The organism is Promicromonospora sp. NFX87 (assembly GCF_048564965.1).
Classification (GTDB): Bacteria; Actinomycetota; Actinomycetes; order Actinomycetales; family Cellulomonadaceae; genus Promicromonospora.
This window is the reverse complement of the sequence record NZ_CP183413.1, coordinates 5861906-5878235: the sequence shown is the minus strand read 5'-3', so window position 1 is coordinate 5878235 and position 16330 is coordinate 5861906. Positions and strand designations below refer to the sequence as shown.

General features: G+C 71.0%; 18 protein-coding genes and 1 tRNA gene. 4 read left to right on the top strand and 15 right to left on the bottom strand.

The genetic code is table 11. The features are described from left to right. Positions 1 to 4 precede the first annotated feature (4 nt). Positions 5 to 865 carry a glycerophosphodiester phosphodiesterase gene (locus ACNYC2_RS26330; RefSeq protein WP_419704583.1) on the bottom strand — a complete coding sequence of 287 codons (861 nt, stop codon included), beginning with the start codon at positions 863 to 865 and terminating at the stop codon, positions 5 to 7. 190 nt (positions 866 to 1055) lie between these two features. On the opposite strand from ACNYC2_RS26330, the gene ACNYC2_RS26325 reads away from it, so the two are divergent. Beyond that, positions 1056 to 1550 carry a hypothetical protein gene (locus ACNYC2_RS26325; RefSeq protein WP_419704582.1) on the top strand — a complete coding sequence of 165 codons (495 nt, stop codon included), beginning with the start codon at positions 1056 to 1058 and terminating at the stop codon, positions 1548 to 1550. Here ACNYC2_RS26325 and ACNYC2_RS26320 read toward each other — a convergent pair. From ACNYC2_RS26320 to ACNYC2_RS26300, 5 genes are all read right to left on the bottom strand, one after another. Next, positions 1525 to 2973 (bottom strand): FAD-binding protein, encoded by a 1449-nt coding sequence (locus tag ACNYC2_RS26320; protein ID WP_419704581.1) that lies wholly within the window; start codon positions 2971 to 2973, stop codon positions 1525 to 1527. The genes ACNYC2_RS26325 and ACNYC2_RS26320 overlap by 26 nt on opposite strands. Before the next feature lie 79 nt (positions 2974 to 3052). Continuing rightward, the gene (locus tag ACNYC2_RS26315; protein WP_419704580.1) at positions 3053 to 3571 is read right to left on the bottom strand and encodes a TrmH family RNA methyltransferase; all 519 of its coding nucleotides are present in this window, start codon (positions 3569 to 3571) and stop codon (positions 3053 to 3055) included. 106 nt (positions 3572 to 3677) lie between these two features. Next, positions 3678 to 4154 carry an SRPBCC domain-containing protein gene (locus ACNYC2_RS26310; protein WP_419704579.1) on the bottom strand — a complete coding sequence of 159 codons (477 nt, stop codon included), beginning with the start codon at positions 4152 to 4154 and terminating at the stop codon, positions 3678 to 3680. Then, positions 4151 to 4480 (bottom strand): ArsR/SmtB family transcription factor, encoded by a 330-nt coding sequence (locus ACNYC2_RS26305; protein WP_419704578.1) that lies wholly within the window; start codon positions 4478 to 4480, stop codon positions 4151 to 4153. Before ACNYC2_RS26305 ends, ACNYC2_RS26310 begins: the two co-directional genes overlap by 4 nt. 110 nt (positions 4481 to 4590) lie before the next feature. Continuing rightward, positions 4591 to 4666 (bottom strand) — tRNA-Lys (locus ACNYC2_RS26300). A 222-nt stretch (positions 4667 to 4888) separates the two neighbouring features. Between ACNYC2_RS26300 and ACNYC2_RS26295 the strand changes: the two genes are divergently transcribed. Continuing rightward, positions 4889 to 5173, top strand: coding sequence for an iron-sulfur cluster biosynthesis family protein (locus ACNYC2_RS26295; RefSeq protein ID WP_116677444.1), 285 nt, complete (start codon positions 4889 to 4891; stop codon positions 5171 to 5173). Here the strand turns inward: ACNYC2_RS26295 and ACNYC2_RS26290 are convergent. Then, complete coding sequence (locus ACNYC2_RS26290; protein ID WP_419704577.1) at positions 5157 to 5975, bottom strand: M50 family metallopeptidase; 819 nt, start codon at positions 5973 to 5975, stop codon at positions 5157 to 5159. The genes ACNYC2_RS26295 and ACNYC2_RS26290 overlap by 17 nt on opposite strands. 192 nt (positions 5976 to 6167) lie before the next feature. Between ACNYC2_RS26290 and ACNYC2_RS26285 the strand changes: the two genes are divergently transcribed. Next, a complete protein-coding gene (locus ACNYC2_RS26285; RefSeq protein ID WP_419704576.1) occupies positions 6168 to 7670 on the top strand; it encodes a DEAD/DEAH box helicase in 1503 nt (500 codons plus the stop codon). Between the two features lie 137 nt (positions 7671 to 7807). Beyond that, entirely contained in the window at positions 7808 to 8206 is a 399-nt protein-coding gene (gene msrB, locus ACNYC2_RS26280) for a peptide-methionine (R)-S-oxide reductase MsrB (protein WP_108495362.1), read from the top strand. Between the two features lie 15 nt (positions 8207 to 8221). On the opposite strand, the gene ACNYC2_RS26275 is transcribed toward msrB, so the two are convergent. The 8 genes from ACNYC2_RS26275 to ACNYC2_RS26240 form a co-directional block, all read right to left on the bottom strand. Continuing rightward, complete coding sequence (locus tag ACNYC2_RS26275; protein ID WP_419704575.1) at positions 8222 to 8779, bottom strand: MarR family winged helix-turn-helix transcriptional regulator; 558 nt, start codon at positions 8777 to 8779, stop codon at positions 8222 to 8224. 149 nt (positions 8780 to 8928) lie between these two features. Beyond that, the gene (locus ACNYC2_RS26270; RefSeq protein WP_419704574.1) at positions 8929 to 10545 is read right to left on the bottom strand and encodes an MDR family MFS transporter; all 1617 of its coding nucleotides are present in this window, start codon (positions 10543 to 10545) and stop codon (positions 8929 to 8931) included. Continuing rightward, complete coding sequence (locus ACNYC2_RS26265) at positions 10542 to 11045, bottom strand: MarR family winged helix-turn-helix transcriptional regulator (protein WP_419704573.1); 504 nt, start codon at positions 11043 to 11045, stop codon at positions 10542 to 10544. Before ACNYC2_RS26265 ends, ACNYC2_RS26270 begins: the two co-directional genes overlap by 4 nt. Positions 11046 to 11243: 198 nt before the next feature. Then, positions 11244 to 12686: a sugar porter family MFS transporter gene (locus ACNYC2_RS26260; RefSeq protein WP_419704572.1), complete on the bottom strand. Its 1443-nt coding sequence runs from the start codon at positions 12684 to 12686 to the stop codon at positions 11244 to 11246. Positions 12687 to 12773: 87 nt separating this feature from the next. Next, on the bottom strand, positions 12774 to 13778 hold the full coding sequence (locus ACNYC2_RS26255) for an anion permease (RefSeq protein WP_419704571.1): 1005 nt from the start codon (positions 13776 to 13778) through the stop codon (positions 12774 to 12776). A 1-nt stretch (position 13779) separates the two neighbouring features. Then, entirely contained in the window at positions 13780 to 14397 is a 618-nt protein-coding gene (locus tag ACNYC2_RS26250; RefSeq protein WP_116673298.1) for a DUF47 domain-containing protein, read from the bottom strand. Between the two features lie 335 nt (positions 14398 to 14732). Next, on the bottom strand, positions 14733 to 15332 hold the full coding sequence (locus tag ACNYC2_RS26245; protein WP_377136613.1) for a hypothetical protein: 600 nt from the start codon (positions 15330 to 15332) through the stop codon (positions 14733 to 14735). An 82-nt stretch (positions 15333 to 15414) separates the two neighbouring features. Then, positions 15415 to 16311, bottom strand: a complete 897-nt coding sequence (locus ACNYC2_RS26240) for an NUDIX hydrolase (protein WP_419704570.1) — start codon at positions 16309 to 16311, stop codon at positions 15415 to 15417. Positions 16312 to 16330: the final 19 nt, after the last annotated feature.

Below are 16330 nucleotides of genomic sequence, written 5' to 3'. Positions count from 1 at the left end.
GGCGTCAGGCGGTACCCGCCACCACCCGTTGCGCAGGGACGCGCCGCCGCCGCAACCGGATCCCGCCTCGGCCCGGCAGCGACGGCGCGGCCTGCTGGTCGTTCCGCCCGGCGAGCCGCCCGGCGATCCAGCCGGCGAACCGCTCCGGCCGGTCGGTGATGACGCCGTCGACGCCCGCGCCGTCGTCGGTGTCGACGAGCGTCGTCCACGCGGCGGGGTCGTTCGCCGTCCAGGACATGACCCGCAGGCCGGCGGCGTGCAGGCGGGACACCAGGCGCGGGCTGCCCGCGACCGTCGCGACCGACGGGTTGCAGGCGACCACACGAAGGCGCTCGCAGAGGCGCAGCAGCCCGGGCGGGTCGAACGAGACGAGCAGGCCGCCCGGCAGGTGCGGCGCGACGTCGCGCACCGTGGCCACGGTGCCCGGCCAGAAGCTCTGCACGAGGACGCGGTGGTCGAACCCGGCCTCGGCGATCGTGGCGGCGACGCGTTCGACCTGGTCAGTGGTCCACGAGCCCTTGAGCTCCAGCAGCAGGTCGGTGTCCGGGTGCCGCGCGAGCACGCCCAGCACGTCGGCGAGCGTGGGCACGCGCTGTCCCCTGAACGCGGGGGAGAAGCGTGCGCCGGCGTCGAGCCCGAGCACCTCGTGCGAGGTCAGGGTGGAGACCTTGCCTGTGCCGTCGGTGGTGGCGTCGACGGTCTCGTCGTGGATCACGGCGCCCACGCCGTCGGCGGTGGGCTGAAGATCGATCTCGACGGCGTTCGCGCCCGCGCGGCACGCGGCCTCGACGGCGGCGAGCGTGTTCTGCGGGGCTACCGCGGAGTACCCGCGATGGGCGATGACTGCGGGACTGGCGACGGCCATGCTGACCTCCGGGTCTGCGGTTCACTCACCACGCTAGGCCGCTCTCGCGTGGCTTCCCAGCGGGAGGCGGGCGAATTCCGGGAGTGTTCCGGGACCGTTCACCGCCCGGCCCTGAGGCAGCCGTGTCGGCCACCCGGCCGAAACCCGCCGGATGCGCGAATTCCCAGCGCCTGGTGGTTTCATGTCCGCCATGGTCCGACCTGTCATCACCGCCCCGGCCGGCTTCCGGGCCCGCGGGGCCCTCGTCGCAGCTGCCACGCTCGTCCTGCTCGCCGGCTGCTCGGCCGGCGCCGACGCCGACGCCGGGGCGAGCGCGTCGCCGTCCGGCAGCACGAGCGCAGCACCCTCCGCGAAGCCCGACCCGGACGCGCCGCTGGACGCGAACCAGGCCTGCGCCGCGATGTACGTGGACAACGACAAGACGCTCGAGGAGCGCATCGGCACCGCACTCGTCGGCGCGAGCGACGGGCTCGACGGCCAGGCGGCCGACCAGATGCACGCGACCGCGGTGGAGCTCGGCCGGCTCGAGGCGCGGGTGCCCGAGGAGTTCAGGGGCCCGGTGGAGAAGATCCGGGTGCCGTTCCTGCAGCTGCAGAAGTCGCTCGACCTGGCGCAGGGCGAACAGCTGGAGCTCGACGTCGCCTCGACGGTCGAGGGTCTCAAGGAGTACCAGGAGCTCTGCTGACGTCCTCGAAGATGCCCTGACCGGGCGTGAGCACCTGGCGGGGGTCGTACCGCTCCTTGGCGCTGCGCACGGCGGGCCAGCGCTCTCCATAGTGGGTGCGCCAGTCGGCGGGGGTCAGGCGCAGGGCGTTGACCGGGTAGTTGGTGCCGCCGACGGCACGGACCTTGGCGTACAGCACGTCGTTCTCGGCGATGAGGCGTTCCGCCTCGGCGTCGTCGGGCGGGCTCACCGCGCGGAGCAGCGCGAGCAGGAAGAACACCGGGCCCTCGGGGACCATCACCTGCGGGCGGCTGATCAGCGACCGGTTGGTCGGGTAGAGCAGGGCGACGCCGCCGGCGTCGGCGGGGGTGAGGGTGGTCAGGAGCTCGGTGACCACGTCGTCCGTCGCCGCGTCCGGGACGAGCACGTTGAGCCACGGCCCGGGCAGTCGGAGCGCCTCGATCTGCTCGACGGTCTCGTAGATCCGGTTCAGCCACTCGAAGTACGGCAGGTCCGCGACGTCGACACCGGAGGGGGCGAGGCCGGCGAGCAGGGCGTCGTCGTCGGGCGGCTCGCTGGTGAACCAGGCCCCGCCCTCCAGGACGAACGCGAAGCCGTCGTCGTCGGTGGGGACGAGCTGACCCTCCAGGTAGTCGAAGCGGCCGTCGGCCAGAGCCGTGCGCTGGGCGGCCGTCAGGTCGGTGACCTTCGGATACGTCAGCGTGTAGACGCGGGCCATGGCCGGTGCCGGCACGAGCCGGACCGTCGCGCGCACGATGACGGCGAACTGGCCGAGCCCGCCGAGCACCGCCTCGAACAGCTCGCGCTCGTGATCGGCGGAGCACGTGACGAGCCGGCCGTCGCCCGTGACCACCTCGAGCTCGAACGTGTTGTCCACGAGCAGCCCGAAGTGCTGCGAGGCGCCACCGATCCCGCCGACGCACAGCGTGCCGCCGACCGAGAGGCCGAGGTAGTCGGTGGTGACCGGCGGCGCGACGCCGACGGTCAGGGCCGCGCGGACCAGGTCCAGCCACTGCACGCCGGCGTCGACCACCGCCCGGTCGGGCGTGATCTCGTGGATCGTGGCGAGCGTGCGGGAGTCGATGACGATGCCGCAGTCGGCCTGCGCCTGGCCGAACGTCGAGTGGCCCTGCCCGCGGACGGCGACCGTGATGCCGTGCTCGTTCGCGAAACGCACCACGGTGACGACGTCGCTGACCGATCCCGGCCGCAGCACCGCACGCGGGCGCCGGTGGACCAGGTGCCCGTAGTCGGTGGCGGCCTCGGTGAGGGATGCGTCGTCCGTGACGAGCTCGCCGTCGAGGCGAGGACTCGGGACCGCTCCGGTGTTCTCCGCGAAGCTGGTGAGCCACTGTGACGTCATCGGATCGAACGCGACGACGGCAGCGCCTGCCAGAGTTGTGCGGCGGTCGAGCTGTGTCATGTGAGCCCCTCAGCATCGGGTGGGCGACCACGGTACCGGTCGCGGAGCGCACGGTGGTGCGCATTCCGTGGACGACCTGTCACGACAGGCCCGCGAGCCGGTAGACGACGAGGCTCCCCGCGACCGCTACGTTCAGGCTCGCACCCCAGCCGGTCATCGGGATCTCGACACACTCGTCGACGTCCGCGAGCACGTCGTCCGGCACGCCCTGGTGCTCGTGCCCGAGCAGGAGGACCGTGGGGCTCCGGGCGGGTTCGAGGCGCGGCAGGGGAGTCGCGCCGTCGGCCAGCTCGACGGCGACGAGCCGGAAGCCGCCGTCCCGCTGCTCGTCGAGCCAGCGTTCCTTCGACGGCGCCACCCAGTGGATGCAGGGCCGCCGCCCGCGCAGGGTGTCGCCCCTGGCCAGCGCCTCCTTGTAGTGCGGCGTGCGGGGGACGGCCAGGCAGGCGCCGACGGCGTCGCACGTGCGCAGCAGGGTCCCGAGGTTCGCTTCGTACGCGACCCAGAGCGGAGCGACGACGAGATGGCCCCAGCAGCCGTGCTGCCTGGTGCGTCGTCGTCGGCGGAGCTCGGTCGGCTTCGACTTGGACCCGCTCACCTGATCGTGGCGGTGTCTCCCGGACGAATGAACATGAGGGGGTGCCTTTCAGCGGCGGCACCGGTCCATCGACGGCGGCGAGGTGTTCGCCGCGGGATCGCCGACGCTACACCGCGGGAGCGGTGCTGACCAGGCGCGCGAGCTGGTCGGTGGTCGAGCCCCAGCCCTCGGTGAAGCCCAGCTCGGCGTGCCGGACGCGGTCGGCGGGATCGCCGTGGCGCACGACGACCCGGTAGTCGGTGCCGTCCGGGTGGTCCCGCAGCACTACCTCCGCGGTCATCGGGACCGGCGCCGGGCTCGTCGGGCGCCACTCGCTGTTGATCGCGTTGGTGAAGACGATGCGCTCGTACTCGTCGACGGCGAGGAAGCAGGCGTCCAGGTGCGGGACGAACGCCTCGCCGTCGTCGCTCATCAGCGTGACGAAGCCGCCCCCGGCGCGGACGTCGAGGCGCTCGACGCGGCACCGGGTAGGGGCGGGGATCCACCACTGCGCCAGCTTGGCCGGCTGGGTCCAGGCGTCCCACACCTGCTTGCGGGGCGCGCGGATGATGCGGTCGATGCTGAGGTCGAGCTCGGGGTTCATGCGTTCTCCTCGGTGACGAACTGCTCCAGGCGGTCGGTGCGGCCTGTCCAGATGCTGCGCTGCTCGGCGAGCCAGTCCTCGACGAGCGCGAACTGCTCCTTGTTGAGCTCGCAGGTGCGCACCCGGCCCGACTTCGCGGTGCGGATCAGGCCGTTCGACTCGAGCACCCGCACGTGCTTCATGAACGACGGCAACGTCATCGGGGCGTCCTTGGCGAGGTCGCCGACACTTGCCGGCCCGCGGCCGAGCCGCCGGACCACCGCGCGCCGGGTCGGGTCCGCGAGGGCCACGAAGACGCCGTCGAGCACTGCTGAATGCTGAGCCATGAGGCTAAGTATTAGCGCGGAGAACACTTAGCGCAAGGGCTAAGTGTTTTGGCCCGGGCCGGCGCTCGCCGTGGCGTGCCGAGGAAGGGAAGGGCTGCTCGCGATCGTGATGGTGGGCCCCCCGGGGATCGAACCCGGAACCCGCGGATTAAAAGTCCGCTGCTCTGCCAGTTGAGCTAGAGGCCCGCGTGCCCGGCATCCGGGCGGCGCGAGTAGAAAGCCTACCGGTCAGGTGCGGTGAGGTCGTAGACGCGGCCGAGCGGGGCACCGTACGTCTTCGAGTGGCCTCTGTCACCCGCTGTCTCACTCACCGGGAGATATCGGGTTAAATGCGTCTCACGCTTGCGCTGTGCCGGTGGGCTTGGTTCGGTGGTCGGGACCGCGGAGAACCAATCTGAGGAGCTCAACGTGCTCACCGTGACCGACAATGCCCGTACGGCCGTCCAGGACCTCGCTCAGCAGGCTGGTGTGCCGGTCGAAGGCGGGCTGCGCATCGCGCAGGCGTCCGGCCAGCCCGGCAACTTCGAGCTCGCGCTGGTTCCGGCCCCGCAGCCCGACGACCAGGTCGTCGACGCCTCGGGTGCCACCAACGTGTTCGTCGAGGCGGAGGCTGCTCCTGCTCTGGACACGCTGACCCTGGACACCGACCCAGGTGCTGAGGGTCCGGGATTCGTGCTCACGCCCACGGCGTGATCCCTGGCGCCCGCTCGGGCGCCGAACTGCCGAAGTAGAGCGCGACCCCGAGGATCCACGCGCCGCCGAGCGTCAGCGCCCCCAGGGTGACGAGCAGGAACATCGCCACCCAGAACAGACCGCCGACGCCGGTCAGGCGGGCGAGCATGTCGGCGTCCGACGTCCGGGCCTGGCCGCGGGAGCGCTGGATCTGGAGCTCGAACACGGGGCGCACCGCGCCCAGCAGGAGGAACCACGTCACCGCGTAGGCGACGGCGCTCTGCACCTCGGGCTCCAGGAACCAGGTCACGAACACGAGCGCGGTGCCGCTGACGAGGATCGACCAGAGCCCGAACCAGTTACGGATCTGCAGGAGCAGCAGCGCGAGGAGCGCCACGAGCAGCCACAGCAGCCCGACGGCGTAACCGAGCTTGAGCAGCCACGCGGCCCCGAGGCCGATGAGGCCCGGCCCCACGTAGCCGGCGAACGCGGTGATGACCATGCCCGGTCCGCGGGGCTTGCCGCGCGACACGGTCAGGCCGGAGGTGTCGGAGTGCAGCCGGATGCCTTCGAGCTTGCGGCCCGTGAGCAAGGCGCCGAGGCCGTGCGACGCCTCGTGGGCGATGGTGATGACGTGCCGCGTCACGTGCCACAAGGGCCGGTACAGGACGACGATCAGCGCGACCGCGCACATGCCGATCACCATCAGGTTCGACGGCGGGTCCACCGGGGTGACCGCGTTTGTCCAGATGGTGCCGAGCACGTCACCGATGGCGGCGAACGGTCCGGCCGAGCTGGTCGCTGCGGGAATCATGCGCCACATAGAACCACACGGAACGTGACGTTCTCCGCAGCCACCGGTCACGATGACGTGAGATAGTGGGTGGTCGTGGGCGGCTCCATCCGCCCGACGTCGTGGCCCCGGCCCGGGTTAGCACCCCGCCGCCCGGTGTGAGAGCACGGCGGACAACCGGCGCGATCCGCGCCGCCACCGAGCCCGAGAGGCCCATCTCCTTTGACTACGTTTGCCGACCTCGGTCTGCCCGCGCCCGTTGTGCGCGTCCTGACAGACCGCGGCATCACTTCGCCGTTCCCCATCCAGACGGCATCCCTGCCGGACTCCCTCGCCGGCCGCGACGTGCTCGGCCGCGGCCGCACCGGCTCCGGCAAGACCCTCGCGTTCGCCCTCCCGGTCGTGACGCGTCTCGCGACGTCCGGCGCCCGTTCGGCCGCCGCGGGACAGACCCGTCGCGCGTCGGGTCGCCCCCGCGCACTGATCCTGGCCCCCACGCGTGAGCTCGCGAACCAGATCGACGAGTCGATCGCGCCGCTGGCGCAGGCCCTGGGCCTGAAGACCACCACCATCTTCGGCGGCGTGGCGCAGTCGCGTCAGGTCACCGCGCTCAACGCCGGCGTCGACATCGTCATCGCCTGCCCCGGCCGGCTCGAGGACCTGCTCGGCCAGCGGCACCTCACGCTCGAGGACGTCGAGATCACCGTGCTCGACGAGGCCGACCACATGGCCGACCTCGGGTTCCTGCCCGGCGTGAAGCGCATCCTGGACCGGACGTCCGCGAAGACCCAGCGCCTGCTGTTCTCGGCCACGCTGGACAACGGCGTGGACGTGCTGGTCAAGCGGTACCTGAACCAGCCGGTCACCCACTCCGTGGACGACGCCGCCGCGCCGCCCCCGCAGATGACGCACCACATCCTCGCCGTGTCCGACAAGGACGCGAAGAAGAACGTGGTGCACCAGCTCGCGCAGGGCACCGGCCGCCGCGTCCTCTTCATGCGGACCAAGCACCAGGCCAAGAAGCTCGCCAAGCAGCTCACCGCAGCGGGCGTGCCCGCCGTCGACCTGCACGGCAACCTCGGCCAGGGTGCGCGCGAGCGCAACCTCGCCGCGTTCTCGTCCGGTGAGGTCCGGGTGCTCGTCGCGACGGACATCGCCGCGCGTGGCATCCACGTGGACGACGTCGAGCTCGTGGTGCACGTGGACCCGCCCGCAGAGCACAAGGCGTACCTCCACCGCTCGGGGCGGACGGCGCGTGCCGGTTCCGGCGGCGACGTCGTGACCATCATGCTGCCCGAGGAGCGCGGCGACGTGCGTGACCTGACCCGCAAGGCGAAGATCACCGCCCGTCCCCAGGACGTCCGTCCCGGCGACGCGACGGTGACCAGCCTGGTCGGCGAGGTCGCGCCGTACGTCGAGTACGTGCCGCCGGCCCCGCAGCCGGTCCGCCAGAGCCAGCCGCGCAAGCAGGGTGGACGCTCACGCTCCGGCGCGCAGACCACGGGTCAGACCGGTGGCCAGGCCGGCGGGCAGGGTGGCGGCCGGCAGAGCCAGCCGCGCAGCCAGGGCGCCGGCCAGTCGACCGGCCAGCGCAGTGCGGGTCGTCCGGCGTCGGGCGGCGGACGTACCGCGGCCGACCACTTCCCGCGGACGGACGCCGCGGGTGCTCCCCGCCGTCGTCGGCGTGGCGGCCGTGGCCGCGGGGCGAGCACCCCGAACGCCTGACCTCAGCACCGCGAAGTAGAGCGTGTGTCCGGTCTCCACTGGGTATCCACCAGGGGAGACCGGACACACGCTCTACTTCGTGGTCAGGTGGGAACAGCGGGTACCGACCAGGAGTTGCACAGCGCGGAGGTGTCGAGATGACCTACAAGATTTCGAAGTCCGACCAGGAGTGGCGCGAGCAGCTCTCGTCCCAGGAGTACGCGGTGCTGCGCCAGGCGGGCACCGAACGGGCGTGGACGGGCGAGCTGCTCGACGAGAAGCGCACGGGTGTCTACCGGTGTCGCGCGTGTGACGCCGAGCTGTTCCGCTCGGACACCAAGTTCGACTCGCACTGCGGCTGGCCGTCGTTCTACAGCCCTCTCGCGGGGGACTCGGTCGAGCTGATCGAGGACCGTTCGCTCGGCATGGTCCGCACCGAGGTGCGCTGCGCCACGTGCGGCTCCCACCTGGGGCACGTCTTCGACGACGCGCCGCAGACGCCGACCGGCGACCGGTTCTGCATGAACTCGGTGAGCCTCACGTTCGAGGAGAGCTGACCACCGGCGGACCCGTCAGTGGCTCTGCTTCCACGCGACGATGTCCGCCGAGTAGCGGTTGAGGAGCCTGGCCAGCTGGCTGACCTCTTCGGTCTCCCAGGTGGCCAGCGCCCCCTCCAGCATCGCCACCCGGCTGGAGCGGGCCCGGTCCAGCCGGGCGGCGCCGTCGGGCGTGAGGGTGATGCGCTGTCCGCGGCTGTCGTCCGGGTCGACGGTGCGTTCGACGAGGCCGAGCTCGGCCAGGCGGCTGAGCTGCCGCGACACGGTGGCGCGACCGACACCGAAGAAGGTGGCGAGGTCGGAGCCGCGCGCGCCCGGCCGTTCGGCGACGTGCGCCAGGAGCGGGTACGCGCTGGCGTCCAGCTCCGGATGGACCCGGCGCGCGATCGACGTCCCTGAGGACTGCGCGCGGCGGATCAGCAGGCGGATCTCCCGCTCCAGACCCTCGAACGGTCCCAGGTCGGTCCCGTCGTCAGCGACCGCGCCGTCGACGACCGTGTCGTCGGCATCATTGCCGGCGGCGACCTGGTCGTCGGAAGCGTCCGTGCCGGACCTGTCTGTGCTCGGGAACATGCGCCCATGATGACGTGTCGGGCCTTCTGAGCACAGTCCGTGGGCACGAAATCCCCCGACGATGCCGAAGTAGAGCGTCTGTCCGGGTCTCCCTGGTGATGGTGGGGAGACTCGGACAGGCGCTCTACTTCGGCGACCGGGGGCGCCGCCTAGCTTGCGGCCGGTTCCAGGTCCTTGAGCTGGTCGATGCCCGAGCGGTGGCCCAGCGGCACCTCCTTGATGAGGGAGACGCAGAGCAGCGCGATCAGGGCCAGCGGCACGGCGGCGAGGAAGATGTCCGCGATGCCGTTCGCGTAGGCCTTCTCGACGACCTCCACCAGGATGTGCGGCAGCGTCGCCAGGTCGGGCAGTGTGCCGCCCCCGGAGGCGAGGGCTGACGGGTCGATGCCCTGCTTCGCCAGCTCCGGGGCGATCTCGGTGATGCCGTCCTGGAGGCTGGTCTTCACGCTGTGCCCCAGGATCGCGCCGAGCGCCGAGACGCCGATGGCCCCGCCGAGCGAGCGGAAGAACGTCACGGTGGACGTACCCGAGCCCGAGTCCTTGATGTGCAGCGTGTTCTGCGTGGCCAGCACCATGTTCTGCATGAGCATGCCGACACCCGCACCGAGCACGAACAGGTAGATCGACACCAGCACGAACGAGGTGTGGTAGTCGAGCGTCGACAGGAGCAGCAGGCCGGCCGTCAGCAGCACGCCGCCCGTGACCATGTACGGCTTGTACCGCCCGGTCTTGGAGATGAGCTGCCCGCTCACCGTCGACGACAGGAACAGGCCGACGACCATCGGGATCGTGTACAGGCCCGACTCGGTCGGCGTCATGCCGCGCGAGAGCTGCATGTACTGGCTGAGGAACACCGACGAGCCGAACATCGCGACACCCACGGCGACCGAGCCGATGACGGCGAGCACCAGGGTGCGGTTCTTGAACAGGTACATCGGGATGAGCGGGTTCTTGACCCGCAGCTCCACGAGCACGGCGATCGCCAGGACCAGCAGGGAGCCGCCGACCATGGCCGCCGTCTGCCAGGACATCCAGTCGAACTCGGTGCCCGCGAAGGTGATCCACAGGAGCAGCGTGGCGATGCCGGCCGAGATCAGCGTGGCGCCGATGACGTCGATGCGGGCGGAGCCGCGCGGTCGCTTCGGGAGCTTGAGCGTCATCTGGAGCACGATGATCGAGGCCACCGCGAACGGCAGGCCCACGAAGAAGTTCCAGCGCCAGCTGATGGCGTCGGTGAGGAAGCCGCCGAGGATCGGGCCGCCGACCATGCCGATGCCCATGATCGAGCCCATGAGGCCCATGTACCGGCCGCGCTGACGCGGGCTGATGATGTCGGCGATGAGCACGGCGGAGAGGGACTGCAGGCCGCCGGCGCCGATTCCCTGGAACGCCCGGAAGGCGATGAGCTGGCCGGTGTCCTGCGCGAACCCGGCGGCGGCCGCGGACAGCACGGAGATGATCAGCGCTATCTGGATCAGCGTCTTGCGGTTCGTGAGGTCGGCGAGCTTGCCCCAGATCGGGGTGGAGATCGTCGAGGTCAGCAGGGTGGCGGTGACCACCCAGGTGAAGGCCGACTGGTTGCCCTCGAGGTCGGTGATGATCTTCGGCAGCGACGACGAGACCACCGACATCGCCAGGACCGAGACGAACATGCCCAGCAGGATCCCGGACAGGGCCCGGAGAACCTCGCTGTGCGTCATGGCGGGTGGTTCGCCCTGGAGGTGGTCGGTCTCGACCACGGTGGACTGGGTGGTGGGGCTGGTCATGCAAACTCCTGCTGGTTCTGGGGTGATCTCCGGTGCGCCGTGTCCGCACTGATGGTGTCGACGAGGCGGTGCAGCGTGCGGGTCGCCTCGGCGAGGTCTTCGGGCGACCAGGCGGCGAACGCCCGGTCGATCAGGTTCGTGTACTGCTGGGCGGCCTCGGACGCCAGGGCTCGCCCGGCGTCGGTCAGCTCCACCGTGCGGACCCGGCGGTCCTCGGTGTCGACCGTGCGGACGACGTAGCCGGCGTCGGCCAGCGTGCTGACCTGACGGCTCGCGACCGAGAGGTCGACGCGCAGGTGCGCCGCGAGATCGGTCAGGGAGGTCGGGCCGCACTTGGCGAGCAGGTGCAGCACGGCGACGCCGGACCGGGGCCAGTCGAGCTCGTGAGCGATCCGCGCCGCCGCTTCCCGCTGGGCGCGCGAAAGGCTCTGGAGCGCGGAGATCAGGGTGACGGCCGGAGCTTCGGTGCCGGACGGCGTCCGGCTGGGTGGGGAAGTCATCGGTGCCTCACAATTGATTGCTTAGAGCAACTATATGAATAATGGTTGCTCGGCGCAAGTGTTCTGCGGGCGTCGGTCGGCCGGTACCTATGTGACCTGCGCGACACGCCGTCCGAGAGGCAGCCCGGAGCACCAGAACGGCGCCGCCCCCTGGTGGGGGACGGCGCCGTCGTCGGTCGGTCGGGTGGTGCGCCCGGGTCAGGCCTTGGTGCGGCTCTGCTCGACCATGTCCTCGAGCTCCATACCCTTGGTCTCGGGCACCTTGGTGAGCACGAAGAAGAAGCTCAGTGCCGCGAAGGCCGCGTACATCAGGTACGGCACGCTGGCGCCGAAGGCGGCGAGCATCGGCGGGAACGTCAGCGTGATGGCGAAGTTGGCGATCCACTGCATGGCCGCTGCGACGCCCAGGGCGGCGGCCCGGATGCGGTTGGGGAACATCTCGCCGAGCAGCACCCAGACGAGGGGCCCCCACGAGGCGCCGAAGAAGACGACGAACGCGTTGGCGCAGATCAGGGCGATGACCCCCCAGGGGCCGCTGAGCGAGATGTCGTCGCCCGAGCCGGTCGCCTGGGTGAACGCGACGGCCATGAGGCCCAGCGACACCGCCATGCCGGCCGAGCCGATGAGCAGCAGCGGGCGGCGGCCCACCTTGTCGATGAGGGCGATGGCGATGAACGTGACCGCGACGTTGGTGACCGACGTGATGGTGGAGACCAGGAAAGCCTGGCTCTCGTCGAACCCGACGGCCTGCCACAGCGTGCTCGAGTAGTAGAAGATCACGTTGATGCCGACGAACTGCTGGAACACCGACAGCAGGATGCCCACCCAGACGATCGGCTTGAGGCCCAGGGCGCTGCCCCGGAGCGATGCCTGGTTGGTGTTGGCCTCGTCGACCGCGATGCTGTGGTGGATCTGGGCGAGGCGGTCGTCGACGTCCTCGTCGGGGCCGAGCACGCTGGCCAGGACGGCCCGCGCGTCGTCGTCGCGCCCCTTGGCGGCGAGGTAGCGCGGCGACTCCGGGATACGCAGGGCGAGGATGCCGTAGACGGCGGCGGGGACCACGGCCACCAGGAACATCCAGCGCCAGGCCTCCCAGCCGAGCCAGAGCACGTTGGCGGCGCCGCCGGCCGACTCGGCCAGGATCTGGTCCGAGAGCAGGGCGGCGAAGATACCGATGGTGATCGCGAGCTGCTGCAGCGAGCCCAGCCGGCCGCGCATGGCCGCGGGCGCGATCTCCGCGATGTACGCGGGCGCGATCACTGACGCGATGCCGATTCCGACGCCGGCCATGAAGCGCCAGACGGCCAGGTCCCACGCGGAGAACGCGATGGCCGACAGGATCGACGACACGAAGAACAGGATCGCGCCGATCACCATGACGTGGGTGCGGCCCCAGCGGTCGGCCAGGCGGCCGCCGGCCCACGCGCCGAGCGCGCAGCCGAGCAGGGCGATGGCGACGACGATCCCGGTGACCGACGGGTCCAGGGCGAACTGGCCCTCGATGGCGTTCACCGCCCCGTTGATCACGGAGCTGTCGAAGCCGAACAAGAAGCCGCCCACCGCTGCGGCGAAGGCGAGGGCCGTTGCTTTGCGATGGGCTGATCTGGCGCCCGCAGTCGGGGCCGTGGAGGCGGTGCTCATACGATCGATGCTAGATCTCACCCGGTGCAAGTCGCGCGGGGAGCGTTCCTGACCAGGTCAGGTCCGGTCGGGTCCGGTCCGGTCAGGTCAGGTCAGGAACGGGAAGAGCGCCCACGTCGCGAGCGCTGCCACGAGGGCGGCGGCCGGGATGGTGAGGACCCATGCGACGGCGATGTTCTTGGCGACGCCCCAGCGCACGGCGGAGAGCCGGCGGGTGGCGCCGACGCCCATGATCGCCGAGGTGATCGTGTGCGTGGTGGAGACCGGGGCGTGCAGGGCGAACGCGTTGACGTACAGCACGAGCGCCGAGACGGACTCGGCCACGAAGCCGCGGGCCGGGTCGAGCTCGATGATCCTGCGGCCGAGCGTGCGCATGATCCGCCAGCCGCCCGAGTAGGTGCCCGCGGAGATGGCGGCCGCCGCGGAGAGCTTGACCCACAGGGGGATGCCCTGGTCCACGTTGGCCCAGCCCACGGTCAGCAGGGCCAGGTAGATGACGCCCATCGTCTTCTGCGCGTCCTGCAGGCCGTGGCCGAGCGCCATGGCGGCGGCCGACGCCGTCTGCGCGATCCGGAAGCGGCGGTTCGTCCTGGCCGGCGCCGCGTAGCGGAAGATCCACATGACCGCGACCATCACGGCGAAGGCGAGGCCGAAGCCCACCAGCGGCGAGATGACCATGGGCAGGACCACCTTGTCCACGATCGCGGACCAGTAGACGCTCATGCCGCCCGCGATACCCGCGCCGACGAGCCCGCCGATCAGGGCGTGCGTGGACGACGACGGCAGGCCGAACCACCAGGTGATCAGGTTCCACACGATCGCCCCGAGCAGCGCGCACAGCACGACGGCGAGCTCGGCGTGCGTGCCGGCGCCCTCGAGGTTGACGATCGACGTCGCGATCGTCTCCGCGACCTCGGTGCCCAGCAGCGCTCCGGCGAAGTTCATGGCGGCCGCCATGACGAGAGCGACCCGCGGGGTCAGCGCCCGCGTCGACACCGACGTCGCGATGGCGTTGGCGGCGTCGTGGAAGCCGTTGGTGAAGTCGAAGCTCAGGGCGAGCGCCACCACGAGGACGACGAGAGCGACCTCCAACTCAGGACTCCTTGAGGGCGATGGTCTCGACCATGTTCGCGACCTTCTCGAAGCTGTCCGCGGCGTTCTCGAGAACCTCCACGATCTCCTTCAGCTTCATCAGGAGGACGGGGTCGCCGGCGAAGTCGTCGAAGAGCTGGGCGAGCAGCTTGCGGTGCAGCTTGTCCGCCTGGTTCTCGAGGCGGTTCACCTCTACCCAGTAGTCGGCGAGCTTGTCCATCGAGCGCAGGCGCGGCATGGCCTCCGCCGTGAGCTCCGCGCACCGCTGGAGCACCTGGACCTGCTCGGACACGCGGTCGGGCAGACCCTCGACCTTGTACAGGACGATGAGCTCAGCAGCCTCGTCCATCTCGTCCATGCAGTCGTCGAGCGCCGAGGCGAGACCGGAGATGTCCTCGCGGTCGAACGGCGTGACGAAGGTCTGGTTGAGGCGGCGCATGATCGAGTGCGTGGCGTCGTCGGCGAGATGCTCGACCTCGTGCATCTCGTCGGCGAGCTTCTCCCGTCCGGCCCGGTCCGCACCGAGCAGCTCCGCCAGGAGGGACGAGCCCCGGACCAGATGCTGGGCCAGGTCGGCAAGAAGATCGAAGTACTTGGTGTCGCGCGGAGTAAGGCGCACGAGGGCTCCCGTTCTAAGGGCTCTGGAACAGGTTCAGCGTAGAGCGCTTGCCGACTATCGCCAATTTGCAAGGTTGCGCTTTGGTAACCCGTGACAAAGGGCACGGGTGCACGGGGCAAGGTTCCGCCGACGGTGTCGTCGGCCGTGCGAGGAAGTTGGAGCGACGCCGAACCGGGAGCGCCTCTCGGCGCGGGGCCGCTCGTAGCGGCTTGAGGTGGAGCCCGGGGCATCCGCAGCCCGGCGTCGCTTGCACCATCCTAATCGTGTGCGGGGATCTGCCAAGGGGGTCCGACGTCACAGCGCTATGGGCGAACGCCACTTGACAGGTTGTCGGCCTACTCGAGAGAGCCGGTGCGCCACAGGCCTCCGGCCCGTTCCAGCTCCTCCGCGGTGCGCAGCAGGGAGCTCGCGCTGCGGGTCATCCGGGTGGCGCCGGTGGGGTCGGCCACCTCGCGGGAGTCCGCGTCGAACGCGGCTCCGGTCGACAGGATGCGGCAGAACGCGCCGGCCCGTTCGAGGGCGACGGCGAGGTCGCCGGTGAAGACGCCGGAGAGCACCGCGTCGGCGAGGATCTGCAGGTCTCCCGGTTCCGGAGGGCTCGGGACGCCCGCGACGGCCTCCTGCACCGGGGCGGCTTCCACACCGAGTCGATACCGGAGCATGACGGTAGGCATGTCGCGGCGCACCCACTCACGCAGCACGTACAGCCGCCAGAGCGCCCCGGGCAGCGAGACGGCGGCGGCGTCCGCCCACAGGCCCGCCACGGTGTCGAGGCCCTCGTTCTCGACCAGGTGGATGAGCCGTTCCACGACAGCCGGATCCTCGGTGGTGCGTGCCCGGTCCACCAGCGCGCGTGCGGTCGCGTGCGCGACCTCGTCGCGCATCGCGGGGTCCACCTCCCCGGGAAGCGCGTCGGCGTCCCGGGGGTCCAGCATGGCCGGCCGTCTCGGCGGTCGTTGGTCGCTGCTCATGGTGACCGATAGTGCGCCGAAGTAGCGCGTGTGTCTACCACCGCGGTCACCAGACCAGCGGACTCACCTTCTCGGTGGCCACCACCAGGGGTCCCGAGGTGGTGTCGGCGACGTGCGCCACCAGCAGCTCGCCCGGCTCGAGGAACGGGTCGATCGACGGCAGCCCCTCCGCCACCGCGCGCGACGCGTGCCTGCCCAGCACGTCGAGCACCGTCGGGAGGACCGGGCGGTGGGTGCAGATCACCGACGACTCGGTGGTCTCCTCCAGGAGGTCGCGCACGGTGGCCGCGACGCGTGACGGCGACCGCTCGTGCTGGGCCTCGGTGAGGTACTCGCTGTAGCTCGGCCGCAGGCTCGCGGCCCTGACGTACGGGTCGATCGTGGTGGCGCACCGCTCCCACCGGGAGCTGATCACGTGCTCGACGCCGTAGGCCGCCAGCACCGGGACCAGCGCCGCCGCCTGGCCGTGCCCGAGCGGGGTGAGCGGGCGGTCCCGCTCCGCGCCGTGCCAGGCCGTGCGCGGCACGGCACGGCCGTGCCGCGCGATCACGAGCGTCCGGGTCTGCAGCACACCCTCGGCCTCGGCGGCCACCAGGGCGTTCAGCGGCCCCCGGTCCGACGTCCGGGTGAGGCGCTGCTCGGCCTCGTCCACGTCGAACCACTCGGCGCGGTCGACCTCGTCCCGGTCGACCGGTGCCAGGGGAGCGCGCGCCGTGAGCGCCGCGCTGTCGTGGCCCTTGCGCGCGCGGCGCGCAGCCCAGTAGTGCACACGCTTCACCGTGCCGTCGGGGGTCAGGTACTGCAGACCCGGCAGAGGCCTGCCGAGCACTATCTCCTTGCCCGTCTCCTCGCCGACCTCGCGGATCGCGGCACCCTGGAAGGACTCCCCGACCTCGAGCTTGCCCTTGGGCCACGACCAGTCGTCGTACCGGGGGCGGTGCACCAGCTGCACCTGGAGCGCG

Coding starts and splice junctions, on each gene's coding strand:
- ACNYC2_RS26305 (WP_419704578.1), bottom strand. CDS start 4,480: ATGGCTCAGCATTCAGCAGTGCTCGACGGCGTCTTCGTGGCCCTCGCG.
- ACNYC2_RS26330 (WP_419704583.1), bottom strand. CDS start 865: ATGGCCGTCGCCAGTCCCGCAGTCATCGCCCATCGCGGGTACTCCGCG.
- ACNYC2_RS26245 (WP_377136613.1), bottom strand. CDS start 15,332: ATGCTGGACCCCCGGGACGCCGACGCGCTTCCCGGGGAGGTGGACCCC.
- ACNYC2_RS26290 (WP_419704577.1), bottom strand. CDS start 5,975: ATGTGGCGCATGATTCCCGCAGCGACCAGCTCGGCCGGACCGTTCGCC.
- ACNYC2_RS26260 (WP_419704572.1), bottom strand. CDS start 12,686: ATGAGCACCGCCTCCACGGCCCCGACTGCGGGCGCCAGATCAGCCCAT.
- ACNYC2_RS26270 (WP_419704574.1), bottom strand. CDS start 10,545: ATGACCAGCCCCACCACCCAGTCCACCGTGGTCGAGACCGACCACCTC.
- ACNYC2_RS26275 (WP_419704575.1), bottom strand. CDS start 8,779: ATGTTCCCGAGCACAGACAGGTCCGGCACGGACGCTTCCGACGACCAG.
- ACNYC2_RS26310 (WP_419704579.1), bottom strand. CDS start 4,154: ATGAACCCCGAGCTCGACCTCAGCATCGACCGCATCATCCGCGCGCCC.
- msrB (WP_108495362.1), top strand. CDS start 7,808: ATGACCTACAAGATTTCGAAGTCCGACCAGGAGTGGCGCGAGCAGCTC.
- ACNYC2_RS26320 (WP_419704581.1), bottom strand. CDS start 2,973: ATGACACAGCTCGACCGCCGCACAACTCTGGCAGGCGCTGCCGTCGTC.
- ACNYC2_RS26265 (WP_419704573.1), bottom strand. CDS start 11,045: ATGACTTCCCCACCCAGCCGGACGCCGTCCGGCACCGAAGCTCCGGCC.
- ACNYC2_RS26325 (WP_419704582.1), top strand. CDS start 1,056: ATGGTCCGACCTGTCATCACCGCCCCGGCCGGCTTCCGGGCCCGCGGG.